We start from the raw sequence: 22334 nt of genomic DNA on the forward strand, positions 1-22334 counted from the left end.
AGGAAATGCCTCCTCAGGCGGCAACGGCTTCCTGAGTTTCCTCCGGTGCAGACGTACGGATCAGATGATCGAACGCGCTTAACGCTGCCTTTGAACCTTCGCCCATCGCAATCACGATTTGCTTGTAGGGCACCGTGGTCACGTCACCTGCCGCAAAGACGCCCGGCACCGATGTCTGGCCACGCGCATCGACTTCAATCTCGCCACGGTTGCTCAGCGCCACCGTGCCCTTGAGCCAGTCGGTGTTCGGCAAGAGGCCGATCTGCACGAAGATGCCTTCCAGTTCGACATGCCGCGATTCGCCGCTCTTGCGATCGGTGTAGCGCAAGCCATTGACCTTGGTGCCGTCGCCGGTCACTTCCGTAGTCTGCGCCTGGGTGATGACAGTAACATTTGGCAGACTGTGCAGCTTGCGCTGCAACACTGCATCGGCACGCAATTGAGTGTCGAACTCCAGAAGCGTGACATGCGCCACAATACCGGCGAGATCAATCGCTGCTTCCACGCCGGAATTGCCGCCGCCGATGACTGCCACGCGCTTACCCTTGAACAGCGGGCCGTCGCAGTGCGGGCAATAGGCCACGCCGCGATTGCGATACTCCTTTTCGCCAGGCACATTCATTTCGCGCCAGCGCGCACCGGTTGCCAGGACGACGCTTTTTGCCTTCAGGCTCGCGCCGCTCGCAAGCTTGATTTCGATAATGTCGCCCGGCACGAGTGCGGCTGCACGCTGCAGGTTCATCACATCGACCTCATAAGTTTTTACATGCTGTTCAAGCGCTGCCGCGAGTTTAGGTCCCTCGGTTTCCTTTACAGATATAAAGTTTTCGATGCCCATCGTATCGAGCACCTGTCCGCCGAAACGCTCGGCGACCACGCCGGTACGAATACCCTTGCGAGCCGAATAAATGGCAGCCGATGCACCGGCTGGACCACCGCCCACCACCAGCAAGTCGAAGACGTCTTTCGTTGCGATCTTCGCGGCTTCGCGATCGGCCGCACCGGTATCGAGCTTCGCGAGGATTTCTTCCAGTCCCATGCGGCCCTGGCCGAAGGTTTGCCCGTTCAGGAAGACGGTCGGCACCGCCATGATCTGGCGAGAGTTGACCTCATCCTGGAACAGCGCGCCATCGATCATTACGTGACGGATGTTCGGGTTAAGTACTGCCATCAGATTCAAGGCTTGCACTACTTCCGGGCAGTTCTGGCAAGACAGAGAGATATAGGTCTCGAACAGGTATTCGCCATCGAGATTGCGAACCTGCTCAAGCACATCGGCCTCGGCCTTGGGCGGATGGCCGCCGACCTGCAGCAATGCCAGCACCAGCGAAGTGAATTCATGTCCCATCGGGATACCGGCGAAACGGATCCCCATATTGCTGCCGGCACGGTTGAGTGCGAACGACGGTGCGCGCTCGCCGTCGCCGCGACGTTCAGTCAACGAAATACGGTTGGACAGCTCTTTAATTTCCTTGAGCAGTTCGAGCAATTCGCGGGACTTGTCGCTGTCGTCCAGAGAAGCGGTAATCTCGATAGGTTGCGTGACCTTCTCGAGGTAGGCTTTCAATTGATTCTTGAGATTGATGTCTAACATGATAGGCTCGCTTTTTTAAAATTCGTGAATGCGTACGTTTTTCAGGGTGCAGTGCCACCGCCGGGTCAGCCAGAAGCTGCCGGATCATTCAGGCTGATCGGGGAGTGGTACTGCTACGGGACGCGATGCCTTGCGCCCCGGAAGAAGCTGCGTCAGCACTGACGCAGCCGATGAAAAATTAAATCTTGCCGACGAGGTCCAGCGACGGTGCCAGCGTTTCTGCACCCGGAGTCCACTTGGCTGGGCATACTTCGCCCGGATGCGATGCTACGTACTGAGCAGCCTGCACCTTGCGCAGCAGTTCCTTGGCGTCACGGCCGATACCGTTGTCGTGGATTTCGCACAGCTTGATCTGGCCTTCCGGATTGATGACGAAAGTACCGCGCAGTGCGAGACCTTCTTCTTCGATCATCACGTCGAAATTGCGTGTGATTGCACCGGTCGGGTCGCCGATCAGCGGATAGCGGATCTTGGCGATGGTTTCCGATGTGTCGTGCCAGGCCTTGTGGGTGAAATGCGTATCGGTCGAGATGCCGTAGACTTCGACGCCGATGGACTTGAAGGTATCGTAGTTATCGGCCAGGTCGCCCAGTTCGGTCGGGCAAACAAAAGTGAAATCGGCAGGATAGAAAACCACGACAGACCATTTGCCTTTCAGGTCTGCGTCGGAAACCTGGACGAACTTGCCGTTGTGATAAGCGGTGGCGTTAAAGGGCTTGACTTGTGTATTAATTAAAGACATGAATTATCCTCCTTGGTTGAAAAAGTTCGCGACGGAGGAATGATAGCCGCAATCAATGATGGCGTAAAATTAATAGTCTGCATCGACGCCATAGCCATGCCCTATATCTGTCCACCTTTGGTTCAACAAGCCGCAAAAATTTTCAATCGACCACTAAAAACGCTCGGGCACTGTTCTACGTTAATTTTTACGCGATCGGCAACGGGCTTCCAATTCATAGTTGATGTAGGCCCGGATAATGTTGTCAACCTATTTCAGGACGGATCTGAGACAAGGAAAAATGCGCGCAAGGCCGAGGCCCTGCGCGCATTTTTGACACGGTGTCGGCGCAATTGTCGTCGCGTTTATTTAACGAATTGAGGAAACAGGGCGCTAGAGCAGTACATAAGCAGTCAGCAAAACACAGACCACGCCGGACGTCGTCAACGCAAACACCGCATTCTTGCCAAGGCTGATCTGATACAAGCCCTCGCCGGAATACCGGCTTGCAGTTAATGACAATACCGAAAACGGCGTCACGCTCGCCGACAAGCCCCAGCCAGCGAGAATAGCTGCCATGTGCGCAATAGGCGGCAGTCCCAGCACCTGCGGCGTCATGGTTGATGCAAGAAAAACCGAGGTCAGAATCGGATGAATTCCGACAAGCGCGATCACCATGATTGCAAGGAGCAGAAAGCTGATGCCCAATACGGGATGGATGCTTAACACTTCACCGGTTGCAACCGCCCAGCTCACGGGGAATGCGTCCGCCATGATGCTGCCCGCACATCCGGCTGAAAGAAACAGCGCGGCTTCGCTGGCCATGGCGGGAAACAGAAGCATGCCCTGGCCCAGCCCGCGTATCCCGTCCCCCCATCTCTGCCCCGGACGACCCATGGCGGCATTGAACATCAGCGACACCAGCGGCGCGAGCAGGATGATTGCAGCAGACACGACGATGTGCAGCGATTTGCTCATGGTCATAATCAATACAAGAAAACCGATCAGCGATACCAATAATGGAAAAGCGGTCACAAACAATTCGGACACCGAGGTCGGCGGGCGCGCATGCGCAGCCGCTGGCTTGTTCGCCATATGAAACAGCACGGCGCCAACGATCAGTGTTAATTGGCCGACTCCCAACCCGACCGGAAAGACCTCGATCCAGTGCAGCGTCGGATAGAGCGCCAGCAGCACAGCCATGTTTCCGAATACCGGACTCCAGCAACTTGCCGCAGTAAAGCCGCGTGATACTGCCACTATCGTATCGGTACGTTCGGCGTTAGGCTGCTCGGCAGCCGGTGCGGCCATGACAAACGTCAGGTTTGCGCCGGCAAGGCCGAGAATGCCCGAAAAGAATTGACTGGTGAGCGCAAAGGACAGATAGCGACTACTGCCCTGCCTTTCCCGCAAGCCGGCACCGATCTGCTGGATCCTGGTGCTTTGCACGGCACAGCGCGCGATCAGCATGACGCAGGATGTCAGCGACAACAGCAGGCCCGCCACGAATACGCCGCGCTGCACTGCCGCGACCGGGTCACGGGCAAACGGCACAAGGAAAATGCCGGCCGCAAGCAGTATGGTCGAGCTGGTACGCAGCTTTTGATTGATGCGCGGGTAGCCGGCGACGATAAGCAGTGCTGCGGCACCGGCCGTCGGGAGATAGAGCCATCCGGGTCCACCGAATGCCCTGGCAAGCGTGCTGATGATCAGCGCCACCACCGCGGTAATGCCAGCCATGGTTCGCCAGTCGCGTTCTGGACGCATAGGAGTTGATTTTTTTTCCACGCCGGACACTGTGCCGTTGGCGTTCGGGTTCTTTGATTCAGGCTGATTAGTCATTGTCTTCACTGCGACATCGGTGCGCGCCACAATGATAGCGATGTTTCTGCCATGCCGTACTACGTCCAATGGGAAGGCGAAGCGTGCATCCGTCGAGACTTTGCAGCGGATCGCGGGAACTCAGCTTGTGACGGTTTCGTCGTTGGAGAGTCCGGTTTCGGACAAAAGAAAGCGCTGGCGCAGGACCCCCGGGACATCGACCGCCGGTAGCGGGCGCGCAATAAGTTAGCCTTGCACTTCGTTGCACGACAGTGCCCGCAACACCTGCAGCTGCTGCCAGGTGTCTACGCCTTCGGCCACCACGCTCATGCCAAGCACATGCGCCATGGAGATGACGGCCATGACAAGTGCTTCGCCCTCCTTGCCGTCATCGAGTTGCGCAGTGAAGGCCTTGTCGATCTTGAGGACATCCATGTCTAGCCGGTGCCGAAGTCGTCCACCAGCGAAGAATCGAGACCGTACTCCACAAGGCAGGAAGTGAACAATGTGCTCAAACCGCCCTGACTGAACTGGCGTGGCGATACATTAATCGAAACGGGAACTACGCTTAAACCTGCGTTTCGCCATGCTGCAAGCTGTCTGCAGACGTTGCGTGCAACCAGCTCTCCGAGTCCGACAATCAGACCGGTTTCCTCCGCCAGCGGTATGAATTCGACGGGAGGCACCATGCCGCGCTCCGGATGCCGCCAGCGCACCAGCGCTTCCATGCTGCGCAGCTCGCCGCTGAAAGTGTCAACGCGCGGCTGGTAATAAAGCTCGAATTGAGCGTCCTTGATTGCCCGCTGCAGCGCCTGTTCGTTCCGCATCCTGTTGAGCAGCTTTGCCGAGAACCGCATATCGATCAGGTGTTCTTTCGTCGAGCCGATCAGGCTTGCGCCTCTTTCATTGCAATCGACAAGAACGAAATCGATCGGGCTTCCCCGTCCGTCGTAAATGGCTCGCACCATGTAGAAGCCCTCACGCGCGCCGTCGATGGCGAGGTGATACGCTTTTCTAAGTTCTTCGGCTTGCTTCTTTCGCCATGCCAGTCCGACTGAAAAGACCATCCCCAATATTGCGGCAAAACATAGGAAGTCCGTCGCGGTTACTGCAAAACGAAGGTAATTCTTGCCATGGCATCGAATGGCGCCAAGAACGCACGTTTTGATAGTCCTACGATGGATAGCAACGGATATCCGCCTACCGCGTACCAGGCGATAACGCTCGGTTTGTTATCGGGAAACCATGTGCCTGACAAGACCATCGTCCCTGTCGGCTGGTCAAACTTAGGAAGCGCACCCGGCATGAGCTCCGAAACGGCACCTCCCTTGCCTCTTTTGGATGCAAGTATTTCGCCATCGTTTCGATAAATCGAAATGAAATCTTTTTGATGCAAACTTTCCAGACCGGTAAACGACGCGAGATAACGCGGCTCGACAATGATCGACACCACACCGGCAAACGAGCCGTTACGCGCATCCAGCTAGCGGGTGAATCGCACCACCTTCCTATTTATCCGGGGGTGCAATTTCAAGTTTGTTGATCCTGAAACCAGTCGAAAAATGACTTCAAGCCTTTTGATCGCTGCTGCAGGCGTTCATCAACATGCCATCAGGCATGCCTAGCATAGGGACGCGCCGCACGGGAAGTTTGCACTATGCCCGTACCGCCTTGGTGGGATAAGTTGGGCTGTAACAACGAGATTTGGTGCATTTAAGGCACTGGATTTAAAGGCACTGGATTTACAAGAAGCCAAAATACTTCAACTATATTTTTTTGAATTTCCCGCATGCATCAATTTGCTGGGTAGTATGTAATTTGCACATTCGGCGAATGGAGAATTGCTTAAATGGAAAGTGTTCAAAAAGATATTGACGAAAGAAGCAATCTGACAGGCTCGAACAAATTCGAACTGCTGTTGTTCCGCCTTGGACAGTGTATGGGCGCTGACCGCTCGGAACTGTATGGCATTAACGTTTTCAAGATCCGGGAGATCGTGGCAATGCCGCCGATTACGGCAATTGCCGGAGCAGTACCGCATATGCTCGGCGTCGTCAATTTGCGCGGCGAAATTATTCCGGTGATCGATTTGCCGGGCGTCGTGGGATGCACGCCGACGACAGGCTTGAACATCATTCTGGTTACCGAATTCGCGCGTACCACGCAAGCGTTTGCAGTAGAGGCCGTTGACGATATTGTGCGTTTGGAATGGAACGAAGTGCTATCGGCAGAAGGCCATGCCGCCGGCACGGCGGTCACGAGTATCGCTCGCCTTGACGGCAATGTGCCGGATACGCGTCTGGCACAAGTTCTTGATGTGGAGAGTATCGTTCGTCAGATGACGCCCTCGGACAAGCCGGACGTCGACCCCGCAACGGTCGGCCCCAATCTGGCGATGAAACCGGGAACGGTAATTCTTGCAGCCGACGACTCGGTGGTCGCCAGAAAGCTTATAGAACAAGGTCTCGCTGCAATTGGCGCACCCTACATCATGACCAAGACGGGCAAGGAAGCCTGGGATCAGCTGAATGCGATAGCAACTCAAGCGGAAGCTGAAGGGCTTCAGATCCGCGACAAGGTTGCAATGGTGTTGAGCGACCTGGAAATGCCCGAAATGGATGGGTTCACCTTGACGCGCAATATTAAAAATTCCTCACGACTAAGTTCCATGCCCGTCGTCATTCATTCCTCTCTATCCGGTTCGGCGAACGAAGACCTTGTGACAGCGGCAGGCGCTGATGCCTACGTCGCCAAGTTCGCTGCCGAAGATCTTGCGTCGACTATCCGACGAGTGTTGTCACGCTAGTGTCCTGAGTTAGAAATTCGCAGACAAAAGCGTTCGATGCTGGCCAAGATGTCGTCGGCCGATTTGGTCCAGACAAACGGTTTGGGATCGGCGTTATTGAGTTTCAGGTAATGCCGAATGGCGTCCTCCAATTGACGGGTCGAACGATGGGTTCCACGGCGAATTTGTTTTTCAGTCAGCGTGGCGAACCAGCGCTCGACCTGGTTGAGCCACGAAGCCGAAGTTGGTGTGAAATGCACGTGGAAACGCGGGTGGCGGGCGAACCAATTGCGGATGGTGGGGGTCTTGTGCGTGCCATAGTTATCCATCACCAGATGAATGTCCAGGTCATTCGGCACCGACGCCTCGATCGTACGCAAGAATTTCAGAAACTCGCTGCTGCGATGACGTCGATGCAGTTGCCCAATGACTTCACCGGTGGCAATGTCGAGTGCAGCAAACAAGGTCGTCGTGCCATGGCGCTGGTAGTCATGCGTGCGCCGTTCGGGAACACCGGGTGCCAGCGGCAAGATAGGCTGGGTCCGGTCCAGCGCCTGAATCTGGCTCTTCTCGTCAACGCACAGCACCATGGCCTTGAGCGGCGGATCGAGATAAAGCCCGACGATGTCGCGGGTCTTCTCGACAAACAGCGGGTCGGTGGACAGCTTGAACGTTTCCTGACGATGCGGTTGCAAACCGAAGGCGCGCCAGATGCGGCTGACCGCCGTTTGCGACAGCTTCGCTTCGCGCGCCATAGCCCGCGTGCTCCAGTGTGTGGCATTCGACGGTTGTTCCTCCAGCGTCTTGGCAATCACAACATCAACACGCGCATCATCAATCGTGCGCGGCGCTCCCGAGCGCGGGGCATCGAGCAAACCATCCAGGCGCATGTGAACAAAGCGGGCGCGCCATTTCGATACCGTTTGGCGCGTCACCGCCAGCTTGACCGCCACCGCCTTGTTTTCCGCTCCGCCGGCACATTCCAGGACGATGCGCGAACGCAAAGCCAGTGCTTGCGCCGTCTTACGCCGTCTCGCCCAGGCATGCAATTGCTCTTTTTCCGCCGCGCTCAACACCAGTTCCGCTTTCGGTCTGCCTGCCATGCCGTCCTCGCCATGAAAACCAATAGGCGTCGGACAACTGATACGCAGAATAATTCAACGAACTTCTAACTCAGGACACTAGAGCAGTTTCGATCTGTCCGGCGTGACAAGGCCGGAGGATTTTGCCTTGCTATCTGGTCCTGCCATCCGCTGGAGCTGTCATCGTCGACGCGCTTTACCTCGGACTCCGAGCAGCTGGATCATGCCTGCAGACCAAGAATAAGCACACCGAGCACGCCGAGCGTCAAGCCAAAGCCCAGCAGGTAGCGGCCATAACGATTCCGGGGTGTATGACAGCCATGGCATTCCGATTCATCCCATTCTTTTTTTGCGCCGCAGGTTCCGCAACGTCCAGCGATGATATGCCACATGTCCGTGAAAGAAAAAGTCGATGGCACAACGATAGCGGTTTGCTGCTTTCATGCATTGAGCGTTAGCAACGGGCTTACGTGCTGAGCCAGTGCAAGCATGGAGTCACCCATTGTTACTCTCGTTTCGGCAAATGCCGTCGATTTGCTCAAGCCAAGCATTGGCTCATCACGCAAAAAGCAACTGCAGCATAAATAGACAGAAAAATCTAATTCCTTCTATGAAAAATTAGCTTGTGCAACGCAGAATATTAATTTGCAAAGCATAGGAACTTGGCATTTGAATCATGCTCTACTGAGGCCTTGGTGAGCGCACACGAGAGTGTGCTCACCAGTGCGCGAGCAATAATTTTGATGAATTTCCTTTAAGGAGTTAACGCATGCTGTCATTTTCCCAACCGATCACACCTGCCATCAAGGCTCATCTCGATGCTCAGTATTCGCTGATAGCAGACATGTCGCAAAAGGTGTTTGAGACCGCGCAAAGAATCAATGACCTTAACATGCAAGTCATCAAGTCAGCGCTGGAGGAATCCTTTTCCAGCGCGCAGCAGGTCATCGTTGCACGCGATCCTTACGAAGCCCTATCAATTGCCGCAGCCAATGCACAACCGCAGGCGGAACGTATTCGCGAATATCAGCAAAACCTGAACAACATCGCGGCCCGCACCCAGGTCGACCTGGCAAAAACTGCGGAGTCGCATTTTCCGAACACGAGCCGTACGGCTGCAGCTGTCGCCGATGAAGTCGCTCGCAAGGCAACGGAAGAAACCGAGAAGGCAACATCGCGTCAGAAGGCTGCGATGGAAAAGTTCACCTCACCGATTGAGCGTCCCGACGATGTCAAGGGGCAGGCACCACGTCCCAGCGCCTAAGCCCACGCTCCCCTGAGCCCGCAGCTTTTTCTTGCGGGTTTTGGCCGCTCGCTGCCATTTGCTCTTTGCATCGAACCGTATCGAGGGGCGGCCTGCCTAGCAATCAATCTTTAAAATTCATGGAGTTAATATGTTCATTTTTTCTCAGCCACTACCACCGTCTGCGAAAGCGCATCTGGAAGCGCAGTTCACGTTCATTTCCGAACTATCCAAGCAGTTGTTCAATACCGCCCAAAAGATCAACGAGCTCAACATCCAAGTTGCGCAAACGGTGATGAATGAAACCCTGTCGAGCACACGTGAAGTTTTCAGTGCACAGAATCCGTATGAAGCGCTCTCGATCGCCGCAAGCCAAGTGCCGCCTGCAGCGGAGAAACTGCGTGCCTATCAGCAGCAATTGACTGACATTGCCGCGCGCACGCAGGTTGATCTGGCCAAGACTGCGGAGACCCACGTACCGGCGACGGCGCGCACCGCATCCGCACTTGCCGATGAAGTCGCACGCCGCGCCAACGAAGAAACCCAAAAAGCGACCCAGCGCCAAAAAGCCACGTTGGATAAGCTCGCTACACCGATCGGCAAACCGGAAGGCGGCAAGGGAGTTGGCGCCAACGTCCACTAACCGCTTATGGCATGCGGTTGCCCAGGCATACAGGGCAACCGCATGACAGTTCCGAACCTTCACAAGCGTTGCGCAGCACTACCGTGCTTTGCTTCTTCTCACTGCGGCAACGACAATGAATGCATTTGAAACCCCGACCTACCCACCCCTGATGCTGGCACTTGAGCCCTACCACGCGATGCTGGATTTTTTTGCTGGTCACGCATGGCGCGCAACGCCCTTGCCGAGAGGCGATGGGCATCCGGTACTGGTCTATCCCGGTCTTGGTGTTAGCGGTGCAGCGACGACCGATCTGCGAGTGCGACTGCTGCGGCTCGGATATCAGGTGTACGACTGGGAAATGGGTGTGGGCGTCTGGCCGCTCATGGGTCTGGATCCCTGGTTGACTCAACTTGCAGAACACCTGCGAAAGATTCACGCTGCGCATCGCAAACAGGTATCGATCGTCGGCTGGAGTCTGGGCGGCATCTATGCCCGTGAATTGGCGAAACTTCACCCCGAACACGTACGGCAAGTGATTACGCTAGGTACACCATTTGGCAGCTCTATAGGAATGCCGAACGAGGCCATGAATTCCGATACTGCCAACGCTTCAATACCGTTACCGGACGCTGAGCTCTTGCGACGCCTTGGTGAAGTTCCGCCCGTACCGAGTGCATCGATTTATTCCCAGACGGACGGTGTCGTGGACTGGGTTCGTTGCATCGGTCCGGATACCTCACTGCACCAAAGTATAGAAGTGCTAGGCGTCAGTCATTTCGGGATGGTGCATCACCCCGAAGTACTGCGAGTCATTGCCGAAATATTAGCCAAGCCACCGATAAGAAACATGCATTAGTCCATCATCTTCAATGCCACTATCGCGTTCGCATCAATCCAGCGACGGCTTATTACATAGCAAGCGCAGAAACCTTCTTGCCGGATTTACAATCAGAAGGATGACTCCGCCATGTTGGCGGCATTTCTCCGGACTTGCTCATGAATCAAGGCATCAAACCTGCACGGCATTTTTCAATGATCCGTGGATTCCATCTCGCGGACTTTTTCACGCTTGCAAATGCCGCATGCGGAGTGGCTGCCGTGTTTTTTGCAATGCTGTTTATAGGCACGCGGGAGAAAGAATATTTTTTTGCAGCGGCTGCCATGGCACCCGCTGCATTCTTTTTCGACGTGCTGGACGGCATGATCGCACGCTGGCGACATGAACATTCACCGCTAGGCCGCGAGCTCGATTCTCTGGCTGACGTCATTTCTTTCGGCATGGCTCCGGCAACCCTTGCATTCGCCGCCGGCATACGCGGTGGTTGGGACTGGATCGCGTTGGTCTTTTTCGTCTGCTGTGGTGTAAGCCGCTTGGCACGCTTCAATGTGACGGCTGAAGATTTGTCGCAGGGGAGCACGAAGGTTGCCTATTTCGAAGGTACGCCGATTCCTACCAGCGTTGTTCTGACGGCCATTCTGGCCTTTGCCGCATGGCAGGATCGTCTTGATGACCGCCTTTATGGCGGCGCTTGGGAAATCGGCCCCTGGACTTTTCATCCATTGGTATTGCTGTTTGTGTTATCCGGCAGCATGATGATTAGCAAGACCTTGCGCATTCCAAAGCCATAAGTTCGACTCCTCTTATGTTTCGGGCAACATAACTACCCTGGAATGCATTGATCGACTGGCAGCATTTTCGATAAAACTTGAAAGTTAATATAATTTTTCAGTTTATTGCCTAACCCCCTGTCCATAAACGGATTTTCTAAGCTTTCCACAGAAGCTGTGGATATCTTTGTGGAAAAAGGGGACTTGACAATTATCAACGCCAATAACGGTGCGCCTTGGCGACATATTGCTGAATTTATTGGCGGCAACAGTTCTTTTTAAAATCAAGGCCTTAGGAAATCTTCACTGCCTAATGAAAAATTTTTATTTTGTCCCATATAGGGCGTCGCTTAAGCATTAAGAGTCTGCAAGCTGTGCATAAGTAAGCGAGGTTTTACAAGCGCGCTTACCCGCCAATAGAAGGACAGAACAAATCGTTAGCCGTCTGTCCTAGACGGCAGATTGCAATCCTCAGGAGTTGTTGGCAATCACAGCCATCCTATGTTCAGGCATATTGTCATAACGACTTAGCAACCATAGCGCCTGCTGCCATCGATAACCCGATATTCGCCGCGCCGATCAACGAAGCAAATTGCATCATCCGATCTGCTTGCCATTGATGCCTTCGTGCGCCGCAGCGGGCGTCGATATTCCCACGGAGGAACCGGCTTTTCATCTGCCCAAAGACCTTTTCGCTCGCCACGAGCAGCTGCTTCAGCGTTTGCAAGCGGTGATTGCCGGTCCTGCTTATCACTGCCATGATTTTTGGCCGCCCATGCCATACCGCGTTCGACCTGCGCCTTATTTGCTTCAGTTCGGCCGCAAGTAACTATTGCCATTACATCACCCGCAGGGGAAGACTCCCCAGCTTCCTTGTAAGTAGCGTCCTTACCCATACAGAGTTCAGACAATGACTGTTTGGCAGCCTGTGCAAATGCCTGGCCCTTTTCCGGGGCATCTATATAGGCAAGCCGCACATTAGTAGGCACCTTGTCCACAAGCATGGTGAGCGTATTTCCATCGACAATGCCGATGACTTTTCCGGCATGTGCCATCCCGGAAAAGCTAAGCAGGGTTGCAGATACCGTGACGGTAAGAAAAGACAATCGTACGTACATGAATTTAATCATTCAGGATGGCAGGTCACGCAATACAGCTTGGAGAAGATAGCTTGCACTTTATAAAAGACCATGCCTTGGCGCAACGATTGTTATTGCAAATATGTGGTTTTTTGGCACTTGCTTGTGTATAGACTTTTTTACGCTCTTGCAACTAAAACGTACATCGCATGCAGCGCATGGCGATTAATTGAATGATGTATGGAAAAAGTCGTTTCGGCTGGTTGAAAACCATGTGATTTTTCAATTCACCAAAGAATCTTTTTCAGCTTTTTGGAATTTTCGGTGTAGTATCTGCCCGCTGTACCAAAAAATCCAAGCCAGGACGACGAGAGAGACAGAAACCCGCAAGGCGGTGCCGCGCGGGTTTTCTTTTTCCAACATATTCGATCTCTGAATATCTGCTATCACAATACTAAAGCAGACATTTATGATGCACTGCACTATGATGGGAACTGTCTCCTCCAACTCTTCTTGAATTGGATTTAAGCCCGCTCTCGTAGCGGGCTTTTTTTTCATTGGATGTGCCAGAGCATCCTTACATTTTCTGATCGCTCCCTGAATCATCAAGCGGCATCATGGAAAAGTCACGTCCGGGCTCGGACAGCAGCACGCCGTCGAGCCGATTGAGCAGGTCTTCAGAATCTAGTCCATGCTTGCGAGTGCTTCATTGCCCGCTCCTTGTCCATATTGCCGGAAATGGCACAGAGTGCTTCGAGCTGTGGCCGACGGCGCACTCCGCTGTTTGCTTTCAAATTCAACGTGCCGAGATTCACTTCGAAAATTCGCCTCAAATAATATGCATCCCAAATACTTGTTTTGGTAGAATAGTGTCGTTGAAGAAAAAATCGTGTTGAACAATGCGCATTACCCGCTTTTCCGACATCGGATTGCGTGTGCTGATTTATCTTGCCGGAGCCGATCAGCAGCGCTCTCCCGCTACCGTTGGTGAAATCGCCAAGCAATTCGATGTGCCGGTAAATCATCTGGTCAAAGTCGTTGGACAACTCGCGCGCGTCGGATGGATACAAGCCTTGCGTGGACGACATGGCGGCTTGCGCTTGAATGCAGATGCGGCGGCGCTTCGTATCGGTGCCGTTCTGCGCGAACTCGAAGGTGATGCGGAACTTGTCGACTGCGAAGGGCAGCAATGCTGTCTGAGCCAGAACTGCATTTTGCGCGGCGCACTGGCAGCAGGTCTGCGAGCCTTTTACGACGCGATGGACCGCTATACCCTTGCCGATCTGATAGGTGGATCGGTTGGTGAGCAAATCATCGTCATGCACCGGAATTTTTTGCGTCCGCAGGAACAAAATAGCAAGAGTAGTTAAGAGTAATTAAATCCACGCTCACTTTGTGTGAGCATTTTTTTGATTTTTATTATGCATTTTTAATGCATATTTAAGGGGGAAAGAATGATTTCAGCAGCAGCACGTCCGTATATCGACGCCAGCGTTCCGGTATTGCGCGAGCACGGACTTGCCATCACGCGCACTTTTTACAAGAACATGTTTGCAGCGCATCCTGAACTGACCAATTTGTTCAACATGGGAAATCAGGCAAATGGCGTTCAGCAGCAATCGCTTGCGTCGGCGGTATTTGCCTATGCGGCCAATATCGACAATGCCTCGGCGCTCGGCCCGGTGGTCAGCCGTATCGTGCACAAGCATGCATCGGTCGGCATCAAGTCCGAGCACTATCCCATCGTCGGGCGGCATCTGCTGGGCGCGATTCAGGAAGTACTAGGCGAGGCCGCCACGCCAGCACTCATCTCCGCCTGGGATGAAGCTTATTCCGAACTTGCCGCCGCTTTGATCGACGCCGAAAAAGCCTTGTATGCACAAGCCAGAACGGAGCCGGGTCAGTTGCGCGAGATGCGTGTGGTCGATATTCGTAATGAAAGCGAAGATATCAAGGCATTCGTGCTTGAACCCGCCGACGGCCTTGCAGCACCCGCGTTCAAGCCGGGGCAATACCTGAGTGTTTCCGTAAATTTCGAGGATGGTACGACACAACTTCGCCAGTACAGCTTGTCGGACGCGCCCGAATCCCGGCGCTTGCGGATTTCAGTCAAACGCGAACGCGAGGATCAGGCCGGCCCCGCCGGACGCGTATCGAACTGGCTGCATAATCACGTCCGCATCGGCAGCGTTCTCAAGGTGACACATCCGTTCGGAGACTTCACGCCGGATATCGCTTCGGCGAACCCTAACGTCCTTCTATCGGCAGGTGTCGGCATCACGCCGATGATATCGATCCTTAACCTGATCGCGCAGACAAATCCGTCGCGCGAAGTCATATTCGCGCATGCCGCTCAGGGGCTTGCATGGCATGCGCATCGTGCGGATGTCGCTTCAGCAATGAAGATCATGCCCAATCTGCAAACCGTCGCCTTTTATGAACAAGCGAACGCAGACGATTGCAGCTTACCCAACACCTTTGCAGGACGAATGAATGTGGCCAAGCTTCCAGCATGGTCTTACACTGATGCCGACGTCTATCTCTGCGGTCCGGTTGAATTCATGCAGGCGCAATGGCGAGCGCTTCTCGACGCCGGCGTGCCGGCCGTCCGTCTGCACCGTGAGGTATTCGGCCCTGAGTTGTTGAACTATTTGAGCTGATGAGGGCATCGCGCCACTTGTCGAGAGTGGCGCATCTTTATCTTTTCTCTTTTACTGCATGGGGACAGCAGATGCTTTACAACGCGATCACAGAGGCGTCCATCCGGGAACTGGTCGACAGCTTTTATGCAAGGGTACGAGAGGACGCCGTTCTTTCGCCTGTTTTCGAACGCATGTTGACTGGTAAATGGCATACGCATATGCCGCGCATGTATGCGTTCTGGACCAAGGTGTTGCTCGGCACGGGCGAGTTTCAGGGCAATGTATTTAGCAAGCACATGGCACTTGAAGGCATAGAACGCGAGCATTTCATTCGATGGCTTGCGCTTTTCAGGACGGCCGCAGTGGAAGTCTTTGGAATCCACGACGCGGATGCCGCGATGGAAATCGCGGATCGCATCGCAACCAGTCTGCAGCTTGGCTATTTTGGAGAACGTGTTATCTGACGGCGCGCCGGAACGAATTCCGCCTGACGGCTGGGATTGAAACTACGCGATCCGCAGCAGTGACTCATGGCCGGTTTTCGCAATGCACGCACCGTGACGTAATCCCACAAAGATTTACTCATCCTCCCAGAGCTACCTTCCCCTCCTCTATAGACTGAGTGGTTGCGAAACAGCTTTCATCGTTCGGAGAAAGCATGTATTCCTCAAAATGAACTTTTCTTCGCCGTTAGTTCGTATCCATGATGCTCGGAGTGGAGCAGTATGCACATTGAATTCAGGCGGGATTCGTCTTTAAAACATCACATACCGTTCAAAAAAGGAGTCAAAGCAAAATCACGAAACGTGCGAGTATTTTTTACAAGTTGGCCAAATTTTTTCCCATCCATTGGCGCTTACAAGCAGTTGCAGAGTAATGCGCCTGCCTGCGCGGTTCTTGCTTATCATGTTGTCATTGAACCATCCGGGATGGTTTTATTGGAGAACGCAAATGAGATGGGACGGCAATCGCGAGAGCGAAAATGTGGAAGACCGACGTGGCGACGGTGGCGGTGGGGGCTTTGGTTTCGGCGGGCGTTCCATAGGCCTGGGAACAATAGTCGTTGCGCTCGTCGCATCCTACTTCCTGGGTGTCAGTCCGATGACGGTGTTGAACGTATTAACGGGAGGCGCTCCCAGTGCCGTTCAAGTACAGCAAGGGCCGGCTGCAAGCCCCCCGGCATCGGACCAGATGACTAAGTTCGTGTCGACTGTTCTCGCCGACACTGAAGATACCTGGACCGAAATTTTTCGTGCCCAAGGCGAAAACTACGAGAAGCCACGACTGGTGCTGTTTTCCGGTAGCACGCCGACCGCCTGCGGAACCGGTCAGTCCGCAGCCGGCCCCTTCTATTGCCCGGGGGATCAGAAAATCTACATCGACTTGAGCTTTTATCGCCTGATGCAGCAGCGCTTCAATGTGTCCGGCGAGTTTGCACAGGCCTATGTGATTGCCCATGAGGTCGGGCATCATGTGCAACATTTGATGGGTATCTCGGACAAGGTCGATAATGCGCGTCGCCGCACCTCGGAGGCACAGGCGAATGCACTGTCGGTACGGCTCGAACTGCAGGCCGATTGCTTTGCCGGAGTCTGGGCCCATCACGCCGACCGCGCGCGCAGCATCCTTGAAACAGGCGATGTGGAAGCCGCACTGAATGCAGCCAGCGCGATCGGCGACGATGCATTGCAGCGCCAGGCACAAGGCCATGTCGTCCCGGACTCGTTTACGCACGGCACCTCGGCCCAGCGCATACGCTGGTTCCGTCGCGGCATCGAGAATGGCCAGCTGACAACATGCAATACCTTCGAGGCAAAGCAGTTGTGAGCATCCGCGCGGTCCGGCTCCTATACAATGCCGCTTTTGTTGAAGAAAACCTTGTCATGTCCTACGACGCAACTTTAGCCGCCTTACGAAACGCGCTTGACGATTTGCAGCACAAGCGCATTACGACGACTCAGTTTTGCCAAGCCTGGCGTGCGCAGCCCGACCTGCTTGCCGCCTTGCCGACGCGGTATGGACAAGTGATGGAGGATCTGCTCGGCCGCCTGGAAGCCGGTAGCTTGTTTACTGAAGAAAGCTGTTCTTTCAGTCAGGAAGATTTGCAGGCGAATCTGTCAGTGTGGCTCGATAAGGCGGCACAGACTCTGGCGGTGCAGCAATGAGCCGGGTTCAGTCGCTTGAGTTTGCGGTCGATGGCGAATACGTCGAACTTAATCAATTGCTGAAACTGGTCGGCATCGTCGATAGCGGCGGCGCCGGCAAAGCGCTCGTTGCCAGCGGCGAAGTGTCGGTCGACGGCAAAGTCGAATCCCGCAAGACCTGCAAGATACGCCCCGGTCAAGTCGTCACGCTGGGCAACGTAAGGATCAAGGTAGTCGCCGCTTAGCTTTGGCACCGGGCTTTGCCTTGCCCGGTGTTTTGACTGCGGTTGACGCATCGTTTTCCTCCACCAGAACTTTGGTCTGTTCCTGTGCGGCAATCGTTCCCTGCCATTGCTCTGCCCAACGCTGCAATGGCATAAGGGCTTCCAGCAATTGCCTGCCGGACGAAGCCAAGGCATAACCCGCTGGCTCATTGAGCACAACGATTCCCGCATCGCGCAACTCGCGCAAACGCTGATTAAGCACGGTTGGCGACATTGCGTCGCAATGTTCCCGCAACTCGCGGAAAGTCAGCGAGTCTTCCCTGAGTTCCCACAGTATCCGCAGCACCCAACGACGACCTAGCATATCGAGCAAGGCCATGACCGGCCTTCCCGTCCGTGAGCCGCGAACCGGCTTTCCTGATACTGGCAACGACATTCTCCCCTCACTACACTTTACGTAGCAATATGCTACAGTAAACGTAGCATTCCGTCGAGTGGAATGCATCGCATCTACTACTAATGGAGAACCTGATGGAATCAATTGCAGCAACCCAGCGCGTTGCGCCGGCAGTGGCGCCTTACGAGCAAGCCGTTTCCGAAGCCTTCGCTCGCATTACTCCGCCCGGCAAGCAACCGTTAAATCTGTTTCGCACCATGGCGCGCTCTCCCCGCATCCTGCAACGGATGTTTGCAGGCAGCCTGCTCGATGCCGGTTCCCTCACACTGCGCCAGCGCGAATTGGTGATCCTGCGCAGTTGCGCGCGTTGTCAGTCGGAATATGAATGGGGTGTGCATGTCGCATTCTTTGCGAGCGCGGTCGGCCTGACCGAACAGGAAATTGCCGCCACGCGGGTGGAAGGCGATATCAGGACAGCGGGATGGTCGACGAACGAGGAGTTGTTGATACGTCTGGTCGATGCCCTGCACGATGCTGCAAATGTACCGGATGAATTATGGCAAGCGCTGGAAGACAGCTACACGACGGAACAATTGCTCGAGCTGATCTGCCTGACTGGTTATTACCATACGATCTCGTTCCTGACGAATGCGCTTCGCATAGAGCCGGAAAATTATGCGCCGCGCTTCCACGGTCTGCCGAAGTAAAAAAAGCCAGCGCGGCGCATGGCGCTTCGCTGGCTTTTCATCGGACTCACGTCCGCAAATGCAACTTGCAAATCCGCGCGTTTAGCCCGCAGCCTGCGTGCCGGCGGGGTTGAACTGATTGGTAACGCTTGTAAGATTGGTCTCGAATGCCTGTACCGCCTGCTTGGCCGTCTTGTTGATCTGTTCATAGCCCGCGCTGGCATTGCCGAATGCGGTCTTGACCAAAGCGACGACATTCTCCGATCCCGGAGGCGCATTCTTTGCGGCTTCGTCGACCAGTTCTGTCATGCGACGGCTTGCCTGTGCGAACTGCTCTTCCGTAGCCTTGGCAAATTCCGCCTGGGTGCTACTGGCGATGTTTGCGAGGTGGCCGTTATACGCCATTGCCTTGGCAAGGGTTGGTTTGGCCTGAGCGCCGACCAGCGCCATGAATTCTTGCGGGTTTTGGGCCGTCAGGACCTGACGTGCAGCAGCCGACGATTCTTCCATCGATGCCTTGACCGCGGTCATGTTCAGCGTGACGAGCTTTTCAACGCTTTCCAGCGTTTTGCCGGTCAGCGTCAGATACAGATTCATATTATTTTCGAGAGCGGTCTTGGCGGCTTGGGCAAAGGTGTCTTGCATCGGAAACATGGCAACTCCATTGAGTGGGCTGCAGAAGCAGCAAAGTAGGCGGGTGCCCACGCTATGTTGCGCAGCAACACGGGCTATTCTAGAGGTGCTTGGGACGAAGTACAAGCATGTTTTTGTGCAACGCAGGAAAGCCGGTAAATACAAGCATTTTCGTGAAATTTAACGACTGAACAAGGAACTATGAAGTCGCCATGCTGTCGTCCTTTGCCCATTAATGATGGCAGCAGCGCTCAGTCATATCGAGCCCAAATCCGCTAATATGAAGTAGACCGCGCCGCAGTTAAGAGGTAAGGCGATGACTTGTCGCGTGCGCAGATACAGCAACAATGATGCCTGTCATTTCAACACACCATGGACAAAGACCCACCGCGCGCACGACTGTACTACCTGTTTGGCACCGGGCAGCAACCGCAGAGCAGATCATGGCTTGAACGGCTGCCAGCCGGCCTGTTTGGAATTTCGGTCGGACTGTTCGGCCTTACGGGAGCCTGGCAGAGAGCGGCGGCATCGGGTTGGGAAATCGCGGCCAAAGCAAGTGAACTGCTGCTCTGGGTTGCGGCCGCGACATGGATACTTTCGCTGCTGCTCTATGCCTGCAAATGCAAGCGCTATCCGCAGGCAGTTCTGCAGGAAGCAAGACATCCCGTGCAAGGTTCTCTGCAGGCCCTGATTCCAATTTCCATACTGCTTGCTGTCGTTCTGTTCAGTCGCCCGGATCAAGGCGTCTGGCTCGTGCTCGTGCTCGCCGCACTGGCGCTCGACGCGTTGATCGGATGGCGTGTGATTTCGGTTCTGGCTACCGGGCAGCTGCCGCGCAACGCCATTACTCCGGCACTGTATCTACCGATCGTCGGCGGCGCACTGGTCGGCAGCATGGCTTTGGCAAGCCTGCGTCTGCATGGCTGGGCAGTCATACTGTTCGGGATAGGCTTGTCCGGCTGGAGCGTGCTTGAAGCGCGGGTTTTGACCCAGCTGTTCGAGGGACGCATGCCGGAAGCGGTGCGGCCCACAATCGGTATCGAGCTTGCACCGCCGGTCATCGCGACGCTGGCGGCATCGATGGTATGGCCTTCGCTACCGGGCGATGTGCTTATCGTTGGCCTGGGCGTTGCCGTGATGCCGTTCGCGACTGTGATGGCGCGCTTTCGCTGGTGGAGCGGCGCGCCCTTTTCAATCGGATTCTGGTCGTTTTCATTTCCGCTTGCCGCGCTGGCAAGTACGGTGCTCGAAGTGGTGCAGCGCAGCGCCCTGCCCCAATGGATCGGGGCGCTTTCCCTGGCCTTCGCAACGGCAGTCATAGTCTGGCTGGCCGTACGCACGTTGGCGCTGCTGGTGAAAGGTCGCTTGGCGCCTTAACGCTGAAGGGTTTCGGTGCGCCGATTGGAGCGGCGTTCCGCCGAATGCGACGATACGCAAAATTCAAGATTCGTGATGCCGATCGATCCGGGCGGTCCGGCCACGAAGCCGAAGCCGGCCTTCACCGGGAACAGGCAGTTATCGCGCAAGATCAGGTCGGTATGGCAGTTAGGCGTTGGAGAATACAGGTGGTTCTTGATCTCGTTCCAGATCGGTTCCGTGACCCAGCCATAAAGGTAAAGCTGATTCGGGTAAAGCGAATTATCCGAATCCATGTAGGCCTTCTGATTCTTCTGCAGCGGCGGATCGGTCGGTATGGTGTTGGCAACCGTCAGGTCGACGGAACCTTCGCCGATCTGATAGGCTTCTTCGTTCTGATACGAGGTATAGGCCAGCCGCACATGCCAGCGACAGGTCAGTGCAATCCTTTTTTCCATGCTCATTTTTTCGCTTGCCATCGACAGGCCATCGGTGACAGTAAGCTGGGTGCACATCACCTGTCCGATCAGCGTCGGTTCGAGCTTGCGAAATTCATCAAGGTTCTCATGCAGGTTCCAGAAGACCCATTTTGCGCGTTCACCTTCCGTCATGTCCGGCAAATCCGAAATCGTCTTGGCGCCGTGAGCTTCAATTGTTCGCATGATGTCCCTGCGCAATTTTTCATGCCCCTCATCAATTTCAGGATCGAACCGCCGGATGTAATCGCTACGCATAAACCTCTCCGAGAAAGTACCTCTGAATAACCCAGTTTAGAACCGAATATGCAAATAAACAGGGAATGCCAGGCAACCGGCCTGCAGGCCTTGACGCTTTACAAACTATCCTCGTCGATAGAGCCTTATCCGTCGCGTAAGTTCAGGCCGTGAGAATTGTCGGCATTTATTTCCAGAAAAGGCCGGGAAATCCGGCGATGCTCGCGGTAAGCAGCGCGACAGGCATCGGCTAGTATCGGACCATCCCCATAAAACCGACTGACTCAGATCAAGAAAGCCTTCCATGCCAAGCCTCCTTTATATCGCGGATCCGATGTGCTCCTGGTGCTATGGATTCGGACCTGAACTGACCGCGTTGCTGGAGGGCTTGCCCGGCCTGCCAGTCAATATCGTGGTTGGCGGTTTGCGGGCCTATACCACCGAAACGATGGATGACGCGCTCAGGACCAGCGTGCGCGGACACTGGAAACAGATCGGCGAACGTACCGGCCTTCCCTTTGCCGATACTGCCGCGCTGGATGAAAAAAGCTTTGTCTACAACACCGAGCCGGCATGCCGGGCGGTCGTGGCGGCACGCATGCTTGCCCCGCAAGCCGCCCTTGCAGTGTTTCATGCGATCCAGCATGCGTTTTATGCCGAAGGCAAGGATGTCACCCAGGATGCAGTGCTGGCATCGGTCGCTTCAGCGGTGCTCACTCAAGCGGGCGTGCCGACCAACGAAGCGTCGTTTCTCGTGACCTTGAAATCGGAAGCGGCGGTGATGGCGACCTATCAGGACTTTGAGCAAACCAAGCGCTGGGGTATCACAGGCTTTCCCACCCTGGTGCTGGAACGCGACGGAAAGCTGGACATGGTAACCGCTGGCTATGTCGCCATGCCGACCTTGATCGAATTGCTGCAGGCACTGGTTGACAAGGAAGCTATTCCCGAAGAGTCATAAAAAAACGGATCGCTCGCAAG

26 protein-coding genes are annotated in these 22334 nt (G+C 54.9%); 14 read left to right on the plus strand and 12 right to left on the minus strand.

Annotated elements, in window-relative coordinates:
* Nucleotides 1-13: 13 nt before the first annotated feature.
* The 6 genes from ahpF to D3871_RS22910 all read right to left on the minus strand — a co-directional run bounded on the left by ahpF (nt 14) and on the right by D3871_RS22910 (nt 5586).
* Nucleotides 14-1594 (minus strand): alkyl hydroperoxide reductase subunit F, encoded by a 1581-nt coding sequence (ahpF, locus tag D3871_RS22885; protein ID WP_119771319.1) that lies wholly within the window; start codon nt 1592-1594, stop codon nt 14-16.
* A gap of 178 nt (nt 1595-1772) precedes the next feature.
* Nucleotides 1773-2336, minus strand: coding sequence for an alkyl hydroperoxide reductase subunit C (gene ahpC, locus D3871_RS22890; RefSeq protein WP_119771320.1), 564 nt, complete (start codon nt 2334-2336; stop codon nt 1773-1775).
* A 372-nt stretch (nt 2337-2708) separates the two neighbouring features.
* On the minus strand, nt 2709-4157 hold the full coding sequence (locus D3871_RS22895) for a hypothetical protein (RefSeq protein WP_147376878.1): 1449 nt from the start codon (nt 4155-4157) through the stop codon (nt 2709-2711).
* A 225-nt stretch (nt 4158-4382) separates the two neighbouring features.
* Entirely contained in the window at nt 4383-4571 is a 189-nt protein-coding gene (locus D3871_RS22900) for an EAL domain-containing protein (protein ID WP_119771322.1), read from the minus strand.
* A gap of 2 nt (nt 4572-4573) precedes the next feature.
* Nucleotides 4574-5203: an EAL domain-containing protein gene (locus D3871_RS22905; RefSeq protein WP_119771323.1), complete on the minus strand. Its 630-nt coding sequence runs from the start codon at nt 5201-5203 to the stop codon at nt 4574-4576.
* Between the two features lie 38 nt (nt 5204-5241).
* Nucleotides 5242-5586, minus strand: a complete 345-nt coding sequence (locus D3871_RS22910) for a PDC sensor domain-containing protein (RefSeq protein WP_147376879.1) — start codon at nt 5584-5586, stop codon at nt 5242-5244.
* 399 nt (nt 5587-5985) lie between these two features.
* Between D3871_RS22910 and D3871_RS22915 the strand changes: the two genes are divergently transcribed.
* Nucleotides 5986-6942 (plus strand): chemotaxis protein, encoded by a 957-nt coding sequence (locus D3871_RS22915; RefSeq protein ID WP_119771325.1) that lies wholly within the window; start codon nt 5986-5988, stop codon nt 6940-6942.
* Here the strand turns inward: D3871_RS22915 and D3871_RS22920 are convergent.
* Complete coding sequence (locus tag D3871_RS22920) at nt 6939-8024, minus strand: IS630 family transposase (protein WP_119770711.1); 1086 nt, start codon at nt 8022-8024, stop codon at nt 6939-6941. The two genes, D3871_RS22915 and D3871_RS22920, sit on opposite strands and share 4 nt — an antisense overlap.
* Nucleotides 8025-8772: 748 nt before the next feature.
* Here D3871_RS22920 and D3871_RS22930 point away from each other — a divergent pair.
* The 4 genes from D3871_RS22930 to D3871_RS22945 all read left to right on the plus strand — a co-directional run bounded on the left by D3871_RS22930 (nt 8773) and on the right by D3871_RS22945 (nt 11500).
* The gene (locus tag D3871_RS22930; protein WP_233575770.1) at nt 8773-9267 is read left to right on the plus strand and encodes a phasin family protein; all 495 of its coding nucleotides are present in this window, start codon (nt 8773-8775) and stop codon (nt 9265-9267) included.
* Nucleotides 9268-9397: 130 nt separating this feature from the next.
* Nucleotides 9398-9889 carry a phasin family protein gene (locus tag D3871_RS22935; protein ID WP_119771327.1) on the plus strand — a complete coding sequence of 164 codons (492 nt, stop codon included), beginning with the start codon at nt 9398-9400 and terminating at the stop codon, nt 9887-9889.
* Nucleotides 9890-10004: 115 nt separating this feature from the next.
* A complete protein-coding gene (locus D3871_RS22940) occupies nt 10005-10727 on the plus strand; it encodes an esterase/lipase family protein (protein ID WP_119771328.1) in 723 nt (240 codons plus the stop codon).
* 140 nt (nt 10728-10867) lie between these two features.
* Nucleotides 10868-11500: a CDP-alcohol phosphatidyltransferase family protein gene (locus D3871_RS22945; protein WP_233575771.1), complete on the plus strand. Its 633-nt coding sequence runs from the start codon at nt 10868-10870 to the stop codon at nt 11498-11500.
* Between the two features lie 506 nt (nt 11501-12006).
* Here D3871_RS22945 and D3871_RS22950 read toward each other — a convergent pair.
* Complete coding sequence (locus tag D3871_RS22950; protein WP_233575772.1) at nt 12007-12609, minus strand: thermonuclease family protein; 603 nt, start codon at nt 12607-12609, stop codon at nt 12007-12009.
* A gap of 231 nt (nt 12610-12840) precedes the next feature.
* Nucleotides 12841-13116 carry a hypothetical protein gene (locus D3871_RS22955; RefSeq protein WP_119771330.1) on the minus strand — a complete coding sequence of 92 codons (276 nt, stop codon included), beginning with the start codon at nt 13114-13116 and terminating at the stop codon, nt 12841-12843.
* Nucleotides 13117-13457: 341 nt separating this feature from the next.
* On the opposite strand from D3871_RS22955, the gene D3871_RS22960 reads away from it, so the two are divergent.
* The 6 genes from D3871_RS22960 (at nt 13458) to D3871_RS22985 (ending at nt 17589) form a co-directional block, all read left to right on the plus strand.
* The gene (locus D3871_RS22960) at nt 13458-13928 is read left to right on the plus strand and encodes an RrF2 family transcriptional regulator (RefSeq protein WP_119771331.1); all 471 of its coding nucleotides are present in this window, start codon (nt 13458-13460) and stop codon (nt 13926-13928) included.
* An 84-nt stretch (nt 13929-14012) separates the two neighbouring features.
* Nucleotides 14013-15218, plus strand: a complete 1206-nt coding sequence (gene hmpA, locus D3871_RS22965) for an NO-inducible flavohemoprotein (protein WP_119771332.1) — start codon at nt 14013-14015, stop codon at nt 15216-15218.
* Nucleotides 15219-15289: 71 nt separating this feature from the next.
* Entirely contained in the window at nt 15290-15664 is a 375-nt protein-coding gene (locus D3871_RS22970; RefSeq protein ID WP_119771514.1) for a group III truncated hemoglobin, read from the plus strand.
* A 487-nt stretch (nt 15665-16151) separates the two neighbouring features.
* A complete protein-coding gene (ypfJ, locus tag D3871_RS22975) occupies nt 16152-17027 on the plus strand; it encodes a KPN_02809 family neutral zinc metallopeptidase (protein ID WP_119771333.1) in 876 nt (291 codons plus the stop codon).
* A gap of 56 nt (nt 17028-17083) precedes the next feature.
* Nucleotides 17084-17365, plus strand: coding sequence for a hypothetical protein (locus tag D3871_RS22980; protein WP_119771515.1), 282 nt, complete (start codon nt 17084-17086; stop codon nt 17363-17365).
* On the plus strand, nt 17362-17589 hold the full coding sequence (locus D3871_RS22985; protein ID WP_119771334.1) for an RNA-binding S4 domain-containing protein: 228 nt from the start codon (nt 17362-17364) through the stop codon (nt 17587-17589). The genes D3871_RS22980 and D3871_RS22985 overlap by 4 nt, the downstream gene beginning before the upstream one ends.
* Here D3871_RS22985 and D3871_RS22990 read toward each other — a convergent pair.
* Nucleotides 17570-17947 (minus strand): winged helix-turn-helix transcriptional regulator, encoded by a 378-nt coding sequence (locus tag D3871_RS22990; RefSeq protein ID WP_338016862.1) that lies wholly within the window; start codon nt 17945-17947, stop codon nt 17570-17572. The genes D3871_RS22985 and D3871_RS22990 overlap by 20 nt on opposite strands.
* A 152-nt stretch (nt 17948-18099) precedes the next feature.
* Between D3871_RS22990 and D3871_RS22995 the strand changes: the two genes are divergently transcribed.
* A complete protein-coding gene (locus tag D3871_RS22995) occupies nt 18100-18672 on the plus strand; it encodes a carboxymuconolactone decarboxylase family protein (protein WP_119771336.1) in 573 nt (190 codons plus the stop codon).
* Between the two features lie 81 nt (nt 18673-18753).
* On the opposite strand, the gene phaP is transcribed toward D3871_RS22995, so the two are convergent.
* On the minus strand, nt 18754-19305 hold the full coding sequence (gene phaP / locus D3871_RS23000; protein ID WP_119771337.1) for a TIGR01841 family phasin: 552 nt from the start codon (nt 19303-19305) through the stop codon (nt 18754-18756).
* A 351-nt stretch (nt 19306-19656) separates the two neighbouring features.
* Between phaP and D3871_RS23005 the strand changes: the two genes are divergently transcribed.
* Nucleotides 19657-20661, plus strand: coding sequence for an SLAC1 family transporter (locus D3871_RS23005; RefSeq protein WP_119771338.1), 1005 nt, complete (start codon nt 19657-19659; stop codon nt 20659-20661).
* Here the strand turns inward: D3871_RS23005 and D3871_RS23010 are convergent.
* On the minus strand, nt 20658-21374 hold the full coding sequence (locus tag D3871_RS23010; RefSeq protein ID WP_119771339.1) for a hypothetical protein: 717 nt from the start codon (nt 21372-21374) through the stop codon (nt 20658-20660). The two genes, D3871_RS23005 and D3871_RS23010, sit on opposite strands and share 4 nt — an antisense overlap.
* Before the next feature lie 283 nt (nt 21375-21657).
* On the opposite strand from D3871_RS23010, the gene D3871_RS23015 reads away from it, so the two are divergent.
* A complete protein-coding gene (locus D3871_RS23015) occupies nt 21658-22314 on the plus strand; it encodes a DsbA family protein (protein WP_119771340.1) in 657 nt (218 codons plus the stop codon).
* Nucleotides 22315-22334: the final 20 nt, after the last annotated feature.

Origin of the sequence: Noviherbaspirillum saxi (assembly GCF_003591035.1) — a bacterium.
GTDB lineage: Bacteria > Pseudomonadota > Gammaproteobacteria > Burkholderiales > Burkholderiaceae_D > Noviherbaspirillum > Noviherbaspirillum saxi.